Source organism: Pleomorphovibrio marinus, assembly GCF_003347495.1.
GTDB classification, from domain to species: domain Bacteria; phylum Bacteroidota; class Bacteroidia; order Cytophagales; family Cyclobacteriaceae; genus Pleomorphovibrio; species Pleomorphovibrio marinus.
On the sequence record NZ_QCXY01000003.1, the window covers coordinates 166,606 to 181,337 of the forward strand.

The window sequence follows — 14,732 nt, forward strand, 5'->3', positions numbered from 1 at the left end:
GCTAAAAAACAATTATAACCTATAAAATGTATAGAAAAGATAAAGAATTTTTATTCTTTATAGTTAAGGTGTTTAGATTTTCCATAGGAAGGGGGATTTCCCTCAACTGTTTTTACATAAAGGCAGTACATCATTTTTTTATTAGTCTATACTTATCTGCCAATTCCCCGGTTATTCTTTCTCCCTCCATATCCAGTTGAAAAAGTTGATTTTCTCCCACTAGGTATTGGCTAGGCCTGTTATCCACCCCTTTCAAAGTGATGATATTGCCTTTCTCATTCCAAGTAAAATCTCCCGAATAAGAAAATTCCTCCTCACTTTTTCCTAGGTATTTCGTCTTTAATTCGAAATTGTTATCGTAATCAATTTCTAACGTGGTTGCGATACCTTCGCAGTCCGCACATGGCACTGTTCCTTCATATACTCCTTCCCAGTCCAGGGCATTTTTGCTAGTGTCGCCTTTTGGAACCTGCTTGTCTTTTGTCGCTGGGTTAGTGCAGGAAAAAGAAGCTATAAAAATAAACAAAAATGAAAATACAGAAATAAACGATTTCATAGTTAGGGTTTGATTTAGTTGGCTTTTAGATAGATATGGACAAATAATTCCATTTTAACAGTATCAATCTGCGTGCCATTTTGCCAATAATCCTCCGCATGTAGTGAGTCAGGAACCTATCCTAATCTACCCAAAATCTGGTTTCTATGCGAATCTAGTTTCACGAAAATAAAAAGCAAGATAGTAAAAGACCACAGGGAAGAGCCGCCGTAGCTGAAAAAAGGAAGAGGGATGCCAACCACGGGAAACAACCCCACTGTCATGGAAATATTGATGGCAAAGTGGAAAAAAAGCAGGGAAATCACACAGTACCCATAGATCCTTGAAAACCGTGTTTTTTGTCTTTCGGCAAGAAACACCAACCTAAGCAGCAAAGTGCAAAATAGTGCAACAAGGACAAGACTCCCGAACCAGCCAAACTCTTCCCCCAAGGTACAAAATATAAAATCAGTATGCTGTTCGGGAACAAAGTCAAACTTGGTTTGGGTACCTTCCAAGTATCCCTTTCCGATCAGCCCTCCAGAACCTATGGCTATCTTGGATTGGGTTACGTTCCAGCCTACCCCTAGGGGGTCTATATCAGGATCAAACAACACCATTATCCGGTTTTGCTGGTGATCTGGCAATTTTTCCACCACATAATCTAAACTATAAACATAGGCAACCATAATGGCAGAAAGCCCCAATACGGACAGGGTTTTCTTCCAACTGTACTTTCCCGAAAAGATTACAAACAATGCTATCACACAGATGCCGGCAACAAGGTATAAGTTCTCTTCTATACCTATTGCCAATAAAGAAAGCGTGACTAATGTAATCCCGATCACATAGTATTTTTGAGGCAGACCCTCCCTGTAAAGCATGATAAAAAAAGCACTGTAAACCATAGCGGTTCCAGTGTCGGGTTGTAACATTATCAGAGCTACAGGCAAGGCAATAATGCCCAATGCTTTCCACTGAAACTTAAATTGACTAAGGTCAAATAGGGGTGAGTCCATCAATTTGGCCAAGGCCAAGGCAGTGGCAAACTTAGCGAACTCAGCTGGCTGCAAGCGAAATGCTCCCAACTCAAACCAAGCTCTTTGCCCATTAATTTCCTTCCCAAAAAAAGGGGTGATCAAAAGAAAAAAGATCAAAATTCCATAAAGTATAAAACTCAGGTTCTCGAAAAATCGGTAATCAGCTACCAAAATAAGCACGATCAAACCAAGTGCGGTAGCAATCCATACCAATTGTTTTCCAGAGTTAATACTGAAATCGAAAATACTGGCTGCATTCTGTTCGTCATACACAGCTGCATAAATATTGAACCAACCTATAGTGACCAGTGCCAGGTAAATAATGACAGTTATCCAGTCTATCTTGCTGTTTTGGACTTCCTTCTCCCTCATTTCCTAAGCTTAATAAATGAATTTTCCCTCCAACACATAGGTTTCCAACGCAGGTCTGCTTACCTGTCCTTTCAAGTATTTTTCTATCATTAAGCTGGCGGTACTAGCTGCCGCCCTTCCTCCCCAGCCTGCATTTTCCACATAAACGGCGATGGCAATTTGTGGGTCTTCCTTCGGAGCAAAGGCGATAAAAACGGAGTGGTCCTCCCCTGCGGGGTTTTGAGCTGTTCCGGTTTTGCCTGCTATGGCGATATCCTTAATGATGGCTCTTGCCGCTGTACCGGAGAGTGCTTCTTGCATAGCGTCCTGAACCAAGTCAAAATGGACCGAATCGATCCCAGTGTACACACGTTCCTTGAACTTTTTCGGAATCAATTCCGGATCCTCATCTATAGCTTTTACCAAATGGGGAACATAATAAAACCCTTTGTTCGCAAAGACAGCTGCAAGATTAGCCATTTGAAGAGGTGTAACCAGCATTTCCCCTTGCCCTATGGATAAGGAGTAAATGGTGGAATACTTCCATCTCCCGTTTCCATAAATCCTGTCATAGAGTTGGCTGGTAGGAATGGCTCCCCCCTTTTCACCATGAATATCTATACCCAACCTGCTTCCTAAACCAAATTTTCCCACTGCCTCATGCCATTTGTCCAGCCCTATTTGGGTATCCCTAAAGGTGTTGGAGGAAACTTCCTGGTTTATCATGGCCCTGAACCCTTGGTGATAATAGGGGTTGCAGGAGTATTTTATCGCCCCAAATAGATTTACGGGATTGGGGTGGTTATGGCAATTTACAAGAGAGCGATTGCAGGAGAATGTCGTGGTAGGCTTAAGCACCCCTTCTTGAAGTCCAACTAGGGATTGGACGATCTTAAAAATTGACCCGGGCGGGTACATGGCCATAATGGGCCGGTTGAAGAGGGGTTTGTTCTCATCTACATTAAGCGTAAGGTAATTCCGGCCAAACCTTGCTCCAGTAAGAATGTTAGGGTCATAACTGGGAGCGGAAATCAGGGACAGGATTTCCCCCGTCTTAGGTTCTATGGCAACTACGGATCCTCGCTTACCTTTCATGAGCTTTTCTCCATACATCTGCAGCTCCATATCCAAGGTAGACTGTAGGTTTTTTCCTGGAATAGCAGCAGTGTCTAGGGCTCCATTCCGGAAGGAGCCCTTATCAATGCCCCTGACGTTTACCATTTTATACTTTACGCCCTTCTTACCCCTTAATTCAGGCTCATAATAGGCTTCCAAACCACTTAGCCCTACATAATCCCCCTGCCGGTAATACTGTGTTTCGTCTTTTGACAGCTGCGTCCTATTGATCTCGCCTATATATCCAAGCGCACTGGCACCTATTGGGTTTGGGTATGCCCTCACCGAACGAGTAAGCACAAAAAGTCCTCGGTAATCAATAAGGTAATCTTGAATCCTGGCAAATTCCTCATTGCTAATCTGCTTGATTAAAGGAGACGGTTTTACCCAGGAATACTTCTTGGCAGCATTAAAGCTCTCAATCAAATGTTCTTTATGAATTCCAAAAATATTACAAAAACGTGCAGTGTCCTTTAAATGGAATTCTTTAGGAATCACCATAAGATCAAAGACAGGATTGTTATAAACCATCAATTGATCGTTTCTATCATATACCAACCCCCTATACGGATGATCTACAATCCGCTGTATAGCATTGCGCTCGGCCTTTCTTAAATAGGTGTCATCGGTAACCTGGATAAGAAAAAGTTTGGTAAGTAGTACCATACCCACCAAAAGGATGATTATACCCACTACGATAGACCTATTGCTTTCCATCAGACCCCCTTTTTCTTCTTGTAAAATAACAACTGAACCACAACTCCCAACACAAAAGTAAAAAGTACACTGCTCAATGCCTTACTAACGATTAAAAGATAGAAATCTGTACCCAAAGAGTCAATATAAAAGAACAGAAAGTGATGAGCGGATATTAATGGTAAGGCATAAATTGTAAACCATCCTAAACCCATGTTGTGGAGAGTTGGGGGAATATAATCATCGTAACCTCCTCTGGGGGTATTTGCTTTAATCCAAGGATTCCTAGCAAAGGCTAGCAAAACGGTGGCTGAGGCATTTATCCCCAGGCTATCATAAAAAACATCCACCGCCATACCCATACCAAATCCCAACAGCAGTAGGGGAACCGTACCGACTTCCAAAGGCAAGGTAAGCAGAAAAAACACATAGAGCAGGCCAAATGAGTACCCAAACAACACTACATCCTTCAGGATAAACACCTGAACAAAAAGGTAGGCCAAAAAGGCGAAACTATATTTGATGATGTTATTGCCCGTCATAAAATTGGTCCAATTGTAATTGCAGAGAATCTAGCTCTTCCTTAAGGGTATTATCTACCAAATACACATAAGTCAGCTTGGAGAAGTCAGTGCTTAGCTCAAGACTGATTTCTAAATAGGCAGACTCTGATCCGGGCTTTACTTCACTTACAAAGCCTACGGCCATTCCTTCCGGAAAGATGGCATTGTATCCAGAGGTGACCACGGAGTCCCCAAGTTGTACATTGACGTGTCTAGGAACATAAAGCAGTTTTGCGCTTTTTGGGTTTTTTCCGTCCCAGTTAGTAGAGCCAAACACATTGGAACCCTTTATTTTTGAGGAAATTAAAAGATCTGTGTGCAAGGCGGAAATCACTGTCGAAAAATTCCGAGAAACACCTTTCACCCTTCCCACTACCCCCAGCTCATTAAATACTCCCATGCCTTCCCTGATGCCATGATTGGAACCCTTGTTAAGGGTAATGTGGTTTTGGTTCAGGTGTATGGAATTGTTAATAACCTTTGCGGACCAAAACTCATAACTGTGCCTGAAAAGAGTATCTATCTCAAGGGTAACGGAATCATCTCTAGGGGATAAATCCTCCAGCTTTTTAAGCAGTTGTGCATTTTTCTCTGCCAGTGCCTCATTTGCGACACCCAGATAAAAATACGAAACAACAGCTTCCTTCTTATCCAGTAACCCACCAGCAAGCCTGTTGGAACTGTTGAAGAACACTGCGCCCTGTACAGAGTTATAGGAAAAGATAAACCACGCGGCTACCAGCTCTAGTACTATAAAAAGAATAAGAGCCCTAAGGCTATAAAGAAAAAGTAAGATACGTTGCATCCATTCATCAAGTCATCAGCACAGTCCTATATTCATTCAGGTTCTTCAAAGCTTTACCAGTTCCCCTCACCACTGCCCTGAGTGGATCTTCTGCGATATGGATGGGCAGTTTGGTCTTTTGGTGCAACCTCCTGTCCAGTCCCTTTAGCAATGCCCCTCCCCCAGTGAGGTGAATACCGTTATCATAAATGTCCGCAGACAATTCGGGGGGCGCTATTTCAAGGGCTTTTAATACGGCTTCTTCGATTTTGGAGACTGATTTATCCAAAGCAAAAGCAATTTCAGAATAAGAGACCTTGATCACCTTGGGAATTCCCGTCATCAAGTCCCTACCTCTGATTTCGTAATCCTCCGGTGCATCATCCAGCTCGGTAAGGGCGGAACCAATAGCAATTTTGACCTTTTCTGCGGAGCGTTCTCCGATCAGAAGATTGTGCTGTCTTCTCATATAATCCAGGATATCCTTGGTAAAGGTATCCCCAGCCACTCGTATGGACTGGTCAGCGACAATCCCTGACAAAGCAATCAAGGCAATTTCAGTAGTTCCTCCACCTATGTCCACGATCATGGATCCCATGGGTTTTTCTATGTCAATCCCTATACCTATGGCAGCAGCAATTGGCTCATACACCATATATACCTCCTTTGCCCCTGCGTGTTCGGCAGAGTCTCGAACAGCTCTTTTTTCCACCTCGGTAATTCCGGAAGGTATGCAGATTACCATTCTGTGAGATTGGGGGAACATCCCTTTCTTATGACCCGGAATCATTTTTATCAAACCCCGAATCATCTGTTCAGCGGCATAAAAGTCGGCAATTACCCCGTCTTTAAGTGGCCGGATAGTTTTGATGTTTTCATGGGTCTTTTCATGCATATTCATGGCCTCCTTTCCCACAGCAAGCACCCTGTTGGTGGTCTTGTCTATGGCGATAATAGAAGGTTCGTCCACCACTATTTTTTCCTTATGAATGATTAGCGTATTAGCAGTACCCAGATCAATGGCAATATCACTGGAGAAAAAGTCAAACAATCCCATCTTGGTCTTTATCTTAAATTGATTTCTATTTGCGAGCCTAAAGTTAGCATTATTCACCGCTTATATAAGCAAGGGTGAAGGAATTTACAACCTAATTTTCAATAAATTTCTAGTCCTACAACCATTTAAAACAATATTCAATCTCCTGAAAATCATAAAGAAGCCAAAATTTTGAATTTTTAATAAATAATAGTGTATTTGGCAGCCTTTTTTGACTTTCAAAAAATTAATGTTTAAAATGCCGTACGCCTGTCATCACCATACTCATTCCATGTGCGTCGCAGTAGTCGATGCTGTCCTGGTCCTTGATTGAGCCTCCCGGCTGTACCACTGCGGTAATTCCTTCTTTCCCCGCAATCTCCACACAATCTGGAAAAGGGAAAAAAGCATCAGAGGCCATCACACTTCCTTTTAGGTCAAACCCGAAGGACTTTGCCTTTTCAATGGCCTGCTTTAAGGCATCCACCCTTGAGGTTTGCCCCACACCACTAGCAAAGAGCTGGTTGTCGTTGCTCAAAACGATAGTGTTGGATTTAGTATGCTTGCAAACCTTAAGCGCAAAGATCAAGGCCTGTTTTTCTTTATCACTAGGCGCCTTTTTGGTAGCCACCTTAAACTCACCCACTGTTTCTGTACGTAAATCCTTGTCCTGCTCCACGTAACCGTTGAGTAGGGTTTTTATCAGTTTTTTACCCTCCAGGTTGGTTTTTTGCTGAAGCAAAATCCTGTTTTTCTTTCCCTTAAGCAGCGTAAGCGCTTCTTCCTCGAAGCTTGGGGCGATTAGCACCTCGAAAAACAAGCCATGCATGGCCTCGGCAGCTGCAAGGCTCACCGGCTGGTTGGTGATCAACACACCTCCAAATGCAGAAAGGGTATCAGCCTGAAAGGCCTTTTCGTAGGCTTCCTCTACAGTCCCTCCAGTGGCTACGCCACAGGCATTGGTGTGTTTAAGTATGGCAAAGGCAGTTTCCCCTTCAAATTCCTCTATTAGGTTTACCGCAGCATCCACATCCACTAGGTTGTTAAAAGAGAGTTCTTTCCCGTTAAGCTGGGAAAACAAAGCCTCTATATCCCCGTAAAATGCAGCCTGCTGATGGGGGTTTTCCCCATACCGCAACACCTTGGATTGGTTTTCACTAACCTTGAGGGCAGGAATTTCCTCTTTTTCGTTAAAATATTGGAAAATCTTTGTGTCGTAATGAGAGGATACCTGGAAAGCCTGTGCTGCAAAATACCTTCGGTCTTCTATGGTGGAGCCCCCTTCGTTTTGTTCCAACCGTTCCTGCAATTCGCGGTACTGATCCTTGGATGCCACAATCAACACATCCTTGTAGTTTTTAGCAGCGGCACGAATGAGGGAAATTCCCCCTATATCAATTTTCTCTATCACCTCCTCCTCAGTACCTCCTGATGCCACCGTTTCCTCAAAAGGATACAAATCCACGATTACCAAATCAATGGCAGGGATTTGGTACTCCTTAGCTTGGGAAAGGTCATCTTGAAGATCCCTTCGATGGAGAATCCCACCAAACACCTTTGGGTGCAGGGTCTTGACCCTGCCGCCGAAGATGCTGGGGTATCCAGTAAGCTCTTCTACGGGGACCACACTGGCACCTCTAGACTCAATGAAGTGTTGGGTTCCTCCAGTGGAATAGATGGTAACCCCATGCTGCTGCAATAGGGAAATGATAGGCTCTAGATTGTCTTTATAAAAAACGGAAATAAGTGCCGATTGTATTTTTTTTATAGCCATTTTAGAGAAATCTTGAAGTGACGTTTTTGATGTAAAGCGCAAAGGTATAAAAAACGACTTATTTAAGCAGGTTTTCGATCACTTTTGGATAGTGTTTGTGTTCCAGTTCCTGAACCTTGGCTGCAATTTGCTCAGGAGTATCCCCGGGCGATAAATCCACCCTATCCTGAAAGATATGCTCTCCATCATCATAATGCTCGTTCACCCAATGTATAGTAATGCCTGATTGCTTCTCTCCGGACTCTTTTACGGCCTTATGCACATTAATGCCATACATGCCCTTTCCCCCAAATTTTGGAAGTAATGCCGGATGAATGTTTACAATTCCTCTAGGAAATCCTTGAACCAAATTATCCGGGATCTTCAACAGAAACCCGGCCAACACGATCAAATCAACCCGATTGATCATAAGCAAGGCCTTTACGGAACCGTTTTCTAGCTCCTTTTTATTAAAAGTAAAATGGGGGACCCCCAGTCGCTTTGCTCTTTCTATTACGCCTGCGTCTTCTTTGTTGGTGCCCACGGTAACTACCGAGGCTATTTTTGAGGAATTAAAATACTGGATGATCTTTTCGGCATTGGTACCGCTACCTGAGGCGAGTATGGCTATTCTTTTCAACGCTGTTTTTGGTTTTTTTTGTGTGGTAAAAATAACCATGATAATTCAGTAAACCATAAGGAGACGCGATAAGAACAGCGGCTGTTTGGGATTTGTGATGCCGAATGTCAACTTGGAAGGGTTTTAATTCCCTGAGACCGGAAAGAAAAAGAAGATCGCCAATTTATAAAGGTGGGGCTTTTCGCAAAAAATCAGGCCACTTCGTGGCAATGAAATCGGTGGGTTTGCAAGACTCACCTTAGCTTCAGGGCAGGCTACCCCTACCTGTGATACTGGGCAGGTTACTTCCGCTGAAAAGAAAAATATAAACACATAATTTTGAAAATTCCGAGAAGCACAGAAGCAGACTGTTTTTTCTACAAAAAAACCATACTAACTACCCCAGTAAGCATCAACACCTTGGACAAAGCACTTAGGCGGGTAAAATGGGCCTTGCGGTCAGCAATGTATATTTTATACATAAAAAACAGAAAAAAGAAACCCAATGCCCCGAAATAGTAAAACAAAAGGGAATCATTGATCTTAAAGGTCACCACTAAAATCGCACAAACAAAACATATGGCTATCAAAAAAATCACCTTTTTGGTGTTCCTGAAACCTATTACTATAGGCAAGGTTTTGCAGCCGTGTTTCCTGTCCCCCTGCCGGTCTTCTATATCCTTTATAATTTCCCTGATCAAGTTAATGAAAAAGGCAAAAATGGCATAAGTAAGCACCAAAAGCTCGGAGGTTTGATAGTAAATCCCCACAATCCAAATGGACAGGCCGGTAAGGGATGCAACGGTGAGATTACCGATAAAGGGAAGCCTTTTAAGGGAGTTGCTGTATAACCACAACAGAAAAGCCGCCACAAAGGTGATCGCACCGATCCTAGGATGCACCAAAACTCCTATGGCAATCCCCACAAAGTTCATGATGGTATGCAGAATCATCACCATCCTCCGTTTCATTTCCCTGCCTATCACCACCTTCTTTGGGCGGTTTACATAATCAATTTTCACATCGTAGTAATCATTGATCATATAGCCAGAGGCAGTAAGTATCACTGTGGAAATGATCAATAGATAGAGTTTTGGGTCCTGCCAAACCGGCAAACCCATCCTGGTCTCCCCTATCAGGAAAATAGCAGTCATCCACTGCGCAAAGGCAACCATCAACAGGTTGTTTGGCCGAATGATTTTTAAGAATCCCTTTACAGTAAAAATGGGGGAAGGTTTCACCTTATGCATACCCTAAAGTTAATACAAAGCGACCAATTCACATTAGGTATCCTACTAAAATTAATTCTCACTAAAAAGGATTTACAAAATTGAAAATCAGCCAAATACAACTAAAAGGAATCCATTATATCTTGAGAAACCACCCTATAAATTTCTGCAAACCCCTCATTATAGGACAGGAACTGATGATGGGATTCCAAGGTGCTAATGTCTCCCCGAGAAGCCGGCCCAGTCTGTGCCTGCCTCGCACCCATTTCCAGGCACTTACTCACCTGTTCTATAAGCAGGGGCTTTAGCATCTCCAAATCCAAACCCTGCCTATGCATCACTTCCTCAGCAATACGAACCATATGGTTGGTGAAATTGCTGGCAAAAACGGCTGCCACATGGATCGCCAATCTATCCCTGGAGTTCACTTCATGGCAAAAAGGAGAAAGCGTTTTTGCGAGTTTCTTTAGCCGCTGCATAACCTCCCTGTCTTCCGATTCTAGAAGAAACGGCACATCAGAAATATCCATTTTTCTGTGTTTGCTAAAGCTTTGCAGGGGGTAAAATATACCGGTATATTGGGCGGAACTATAGGAAAGCACATCCAATGGTACGGAACCGCTGGTATGTACCAGGATGGCTTTTTCCGGGAGGATTACGGCATCCGCCAAGTCCGGTATGGCTTCATCCGATACCGCCATTACAAAGATCTGGGCCTCACTTTCAGAAAAATCCAGCTCTTCGAGAGGGACTGTAGCATATAGCCTTTCGGATATGCTTTTGGCCTTGGCAAGCGTTCTTCCATATACCTCTGTAATGGTATGACCTGCATTTTCAAAGGCCTCTCCTAAATGCCAAGCCACATTTCCAGTTCCTATAATGGCAATTTTAAATTCCATATTCACCTAAAATGCGATCTTATGACCAAAGTTCCTGTCAATACCTATATCTCCTAGATTTATTCCAAGCCTTTATTTCTCATTTTCTGAAACTCATCATACCTTCTATAGATAGCCACCGTGAACCCAATAAGCATAATGATGGTCCCCACCCAAAGCACATTAATCATAGGTTTTACGGAGGCTTTCATGACCACATAATCCTTTTGATACGTGTTGTACTTAAAAACGAATTTGTTTTCCTCGGGTAAAATATTTTCTATTTCCACCTTGATGCCCAAATCATTGTCCACAGAAGGTATCTTTCCTACCTGGTTGCCTCTGATCAAGAATATAGGGGAAAGCTTCTTCTCCACATCATAGTCCATAATGGTTAAATTGGCCCTGACGGCAATATCGCCTTCTTGAAGCTCCACATCCTCCAATTCATTGACCACTTCTGCACCTTCGAAATAGGTAACAAAATCATTGATAAAAAACTGGTCCCCGGGACCTGCATTTTCAAACTGATCTTCCTTCCATTCGGGATCTTCGTAGTCGTTGATGGCCGATACGTGAGTATAGAGATCCCTTGTAAGATACCTCTTGGAATCGGGAGAGGAAATAAGTCCCATGGAAGGGTTTGGCTGGGACATGGGATACAAGGTGAATTTCAACTCATCTTCCTGGTAATACTCCACTTTAAAGTAGCTGTTTTCCTCCAAGACAATGTTTACAGTATCACCCCTGCTATAGAAAATTTTACCCCGCGCCTCAATATCCTTTAAGGCGATGGCTTTGTTCAGGCCATCTGTGGGTTCAAGTTTGTCTGCTTTTACATAGTCTGGAACCCCGGCCACTTTCTTATGCCTTCCTCGGTAAATCACCTCATAGTCCTTCATTTGGAGAGGTTTGTTAATCCAGAGAAGCACATTTTCCTTATTGAGATCGTCTTCCCAGTCTTTCTTGTAGGTCATACCAGACATGTTGATCGATATGGTATCGGAGTAGCCAGAGGAAAACATCACGCCTATGAGAATCATTCCAAGGCCGATATGGGCTAAGGAACCGCCTGTAAGTTTGAAGGTTCTCTTTTTCAGTAGTTTTATCAGAATAGTGGCATTGGCTATAACGGTAAATGCACCTGCCAACACCACCACCATGTAGTTGATATCGTAAACCTTACCCAAGGTGATAATCGCAGCTGCCACGACCAAGGAAATCACATAGGGAGTCACCAGGGAGTTTTTTAGGTCTTTTTTATCCATTTTATTCCACCAAAAAAATTGACCTATGCCGGTCAACAATGCCAAAGCTACAGCAAACCACAATTGAAACTTGGTATAAAACCCGACCTGATCGGCTGGAGGGGCCATATTGGAAATACCACCAAAGCTTTCGACAATAGCATTGTATACAGGTATGGATGTGGGTATGATCACCTGAAAAGCCATCAATCCAAGTGTGGTAGCACCGATAAAAATCCAAAACTCCCGAGAATAGACAGAAGCCTCCTTTTCAGAAGAGGGGATGTGTTTCCATTCTTTGACAGCAAGCACCACAGCCACCACCAGAAAAAACAGCATATAAATCAATAATTGCCCAGAAAGTCCCAAATCAGTAAAAGAGTGCACGGAAGAATCCCCCAATACCCCACTTCTCACCAAGAAGGTAGCATAAAGTACCAAAACAAAAGAGCTGATGACCAAAACGATGGAAGTCTTAAGGGCAGTACTACTTTTTTTATAGGTTATCATGGTATGAATGGAGGCCACCATGACCAACCAAGGCACATAAACGGCGTTTTCCACAGGATCCCAGTTCCAATAACCACCAAAGTTCAGTGTGACATAGGCCCAATAAGCACCCATTATGATTCCCATCCCAAGTACCATAGCGGAGAAGATCGCCCAAGGAAGGGCAGGTCTAACCCACTCTGCATATTTCTTCATGGCCAATCCCCCCATCAAAAAGGCAAAGGGCACCAAAGTGGAAGCATAGCCCAGGAACAATGTGGGTGGATGGATGACCATCCAGATGTTTTGGAGCAAGGGGTTTAAGCCGGTACCATCCTCTGGCACAAAATCGGGGTTGATTTGGAAAATGGGGGCTTCAGAAACATCCCTCAACAGCATAAAAGGTGAGCTTCCTATTTTCAGATCCCCAATCACCACTCCCAAAATCATGGAGACCAAAAAGGCCTGCACCAGAGAAAACACCACCATCACCGGTCCTTCCCAGAACTTATTGGTATGAATAAGCACCAAGCCAAGGACCACATTCCAGAAAAACCAAAGAATAAACGCCCCTTCTTGCCCCTCCCAGAAGCTGGAAATCATGTAGTGAACGGGCAGGGCTTTGGAAGAATGCGAGAAAGCATAAAAATATTCAAACCGGTGGTTATATATGATCTCAAACAAGGACACTGCCACCGCCACACAGGCAACGGCATGGATATAAAACACCGTCCTGCTGAAGTTCCTCCAGGAGGCTTTTTCCGAAAGGGGGGCTTTGATGTAGAAGTAATAGGAAATTGCGGTAATTATAGCTGTGACAAATGCCACTATGGCCATTAAGTGACCTAAATTACCCACGAAGGTATTAATCATTGTTTATGAGGTTTATCCGTAGATGAAATCGAGCATGACAAGCACGTCACACACCAGGACATCCCCCCGATAGCTATCGGGGTGTTGCGAGATTTCACCCCGACCTGAGGTGCGGGGCAAGTCATGACCGCTGAAAAGACAATTATAAACATATGAAATATCAAGAGTTAGATGCCTTTATATCTGTTTCCTGATATTTTGAGGGACATTTCATCAATATCTTATCCGCTACAAAAGTGTCCTCATCCTTGTAGGAACCAATCACCACCACTTGTTCTGATCTCACAAAATCTGCCGGCACCGGTTCGTTATAATATACTTCTTGCTCATAACCATCATTATCCACCATAATAAAGGTAAAAGAAGTTTTATCCTCATTTACCTTTAAACCTACTACGTTTCCGTGGTGGTCCTTTTTTAATTCACCCACCACATGTATAGCCTTTTCGTTCCCACTCACTGCCATTGCTTTGGCAGAGGAGAAATTCTCATAGGTACTGGCATCCCCAATGGAGGTAATGATGATGGTAATGGCAACGGCAATGATGCCCAAACCAATTATATGTCCTTTTTTCATTCTACTCTTGGTCTTTGAACTGTTCTTCTAACGCTGTAATCTTCCTGTCGGTATATACCACATAAACCAGAATTCCACCCAAAACAATTCCAATTATTCCAACTAATACATAGATTTTTCCTTCCGACCTCATTTTATCGGCCATTTCCACTTGTGTGTTCTGGTAATCCTCGCTCGTAATTCCAGTTTGATCCTGTGCTTTCAAACTCAGGCTGAGCATTAGCAAAAAACCCAAAATCCATTTTTCCATATTATTGATTGATCAATTTTTCTTCAAATTGCCTGGCTAACCTCCTGTACCTGACCCTAAGCGAGGCTATCCATGCGCCTAAAAGAGCCCATCCAAGAATTGCAGGGTAAAACACCTTCCTTAAATTACTATCCAAATCATAGGCATTGAAACCGGGGTTTCCCCCGCTACCCGGATGCAGGCTGTCTGTAAGCCTGGGAAGTATAAATATTAAAGGAATAAAAACCGCAAAAGCAAAAATGCTGTAAACTGCACTGATCCTGGCACGCTGGTAAATATCCGGTATGGAATTTCTAAGAACCAGATAAGCGAAATACATAAGGAGCCCTATTGCAGCCCCATTAAGTTTTGGGTCATTTGTCCAGAATCCCCCCCAAGTAAACCTGGCCCATAATGAACCCGTCACAATTCCCAACACCCCAAAGAGGATAGCGCCATTTGTACATTCCACAGAAATATCATCCTGCTTAAGGTCCCCTGATTTAAGAAATTTGACCGCATATATCACGGCTATAATCAGTAGAATGATCATCCCAAACCACATAGTGACGTGGAAGTAAAGGGCTCGGATTGTTTCGTTAAGTATAGGAAGCCTTGGCACATCCATCAATAGACCAGCCACCAAGGTATAGGCCAAAAGGAGTATGGCCAGGATTTTCCACCAATAAGCTCTCATAATTGTAGGAATTGGTAATC

General features: G+C 43.1%; 14 protein-coding genes. All 14 read right to left on the reverse strand.

All coding sequences use genetic code 11. The features are described from left to right. Positions 1–130: 130 nt before the first annotated feature. The gene (locus DB520_RS09865) at positions 131–556 is read right to left on the reverse strand and encodes a copper resistance protein NlpE (protein WP_114749557.1); all 426 of its coding nucleotides are present in this window, start codon (positions 554–556) and stop codon (positions 131–133) included. 116 nt (positions 557–672) lie between these two features. Next, a complete protein-coding gene (rodA, locus tag DB520_RS09870) occupies positions 673–1,947 on the reverse strand; it encodes a rod shape-determining protein RodA (RefSeq protein WP_114749558.1) in 1,275 nt (424 codons plus the stop codon). Positions 1,948–1,956: 9 nt separating this feature from the next. Beyond that, complete coding sequence (gene mrdA, locus DB520_RS09875; protein WP_114749559.1) at positions 1,957–3,759, reverse strand: penicillin-binding protein 2; 1,803 nt, start codon at positions 3,757–3,759, stop codon at positions 1,957–1,959. After that, positions 3,759–4,280: a rod shape-determining protein MreD gene (locus DB520_RS09880; protein WP_114749560.1), complete on the reverse strand. Its 522-nt coding sequence runs from the start codon at positions 4,278–4,280 to the stop codon at positions 3,759–3,761. The genes mrdA and DB520_RS09880 overlap by 1 nt, the downstream gene beginning before the upstream one ends. After that, positions 4,267–5,106: a rod shape-determining protein MreC gene (gene mreC / locus DB520_RS09885; protein WP_114749561.1), complete on the reverse strand. Its 840-nt coding sequence runs from the start codon at positions 5,104–5,106 to the stop codon at positions 4,267–4,269. Before mreC ends, DB520_RS09880 begins: the two co-directional genes overlap by 14 nt. Before the next feature lie 7 nt (positions 5,107–5,113). Then, on the reverse strand, positions 5,114–6,142 hold the full coding sequence (locus DB520_RS09890; protein WP_114749562.1) for a rod shape-determining protein: 1,029 nt from the start codon (positions 6,140–6,142) through the stop codon (positions 5,114–5,116). Positions 6,143–6,368: 226 nt separating this feature from the next. Continuing rightward, the gene (purH, locus tag DB520_RS09895) at positions 6,369–7,895 is read right to left on the reverse strand and encodes a bifunctional phosphoribosylaminoimidazolecarboxamide formyltransferase/IMP cyclohydrolase (RefSeq protein ID WP_114749563.1); all 1,527 of its coding nucleotides are present in this window, start codon (positions 7,893–7,895) and stop codon (positions 6,369–6,371) included. Between the two features lie 58 nt (positions 7,896–7,953). Then, complete coding sequence (gene purN, locus DB520_RS09900) at positions 7,954–8,514, reverse strand: phosphoribosylglycinamide formyltransferase (protein WP_114749870.1); 561 nt, start codon at positions 8,512–8,514, stop codon at positions 7,954–7,956. Positions 8,515–8,870: 356 nt separating this feature from the next. Beyond that, positions 8,871–9,743, reverse strand: a complete 873-nt coding sequence (locus DB520_RS09905) for a geranylgeranylglycerol-phosphate geranylgeranyltransferase (protein ID WP_114749564.1) — start codon at positions 9,741–9,743, stop codon at positions 8,871–8,873. Between the two features lie 101 nt (positions 9,744–9,844). Then, on the reverse strand, positions 9,845–10,621 hold the full coding sequence (locus tag DB520_RS09910) for a Rossmann-like and DUF2520 domain-containing protein (RefSeq protein WP_114749565.1): 777 nt from the start codon (positions 10,619–10,621) through the stop codon (positions 9,845–9,847). Positions 10,622–10,680: 59 nt separating this feature from the next. Beyond that, a complete protein-coding gene (gene ccsA, locus DB520_RS09915) occupies positions 10,681–13,209 on the reverse strand; it encodes a cytochrome c biogenesis protein CcsA (RefSeq protein WP_114749566.1) in 2,529 nt (842 codons plus the stop codon). Between the two features lie 160 nt (positions 13,210–13,369). Next, positions 13,370–13,786 carry a cytochrome c maturation protein CcmE domain-containing protein gene (locus DB520_RS09920; RefSeq protein ID WP_114749567.1) on the reverse strand — a complete coding sequence of 139 codons (417 nt, stop codon included), beginning with the start codon at positions 13,784–13,786 and terminating at the stop codon, positions 13,370–13,372. Position 13,787: 1 nt separating this feature from the next. Further along, positions 13,788–14,036: a CcmD family protein gene (locus tag DB520_RS09925; protein ID WP_114749568.1), complete on the reverse strand. Its 249-nt coding sequence runs from the start codon at positions 14,034–14,036 to the stop codon at positions 13,788–13,790. Between the two features lies 1 nt (position 14,037). Next, a complete protein-coding gene (gene ccsA / locus DB520_RS09930; protein WP_114749569.1) occupies positions 14,038–14,712 on the reverse strand; it encodes a cytochrome c biogenesis protein CcsA in 675 nt (224 codons plus the stop codon). Between the last annotated feature and the right edge of the window lie 20 nt (positions 14,713–14,732).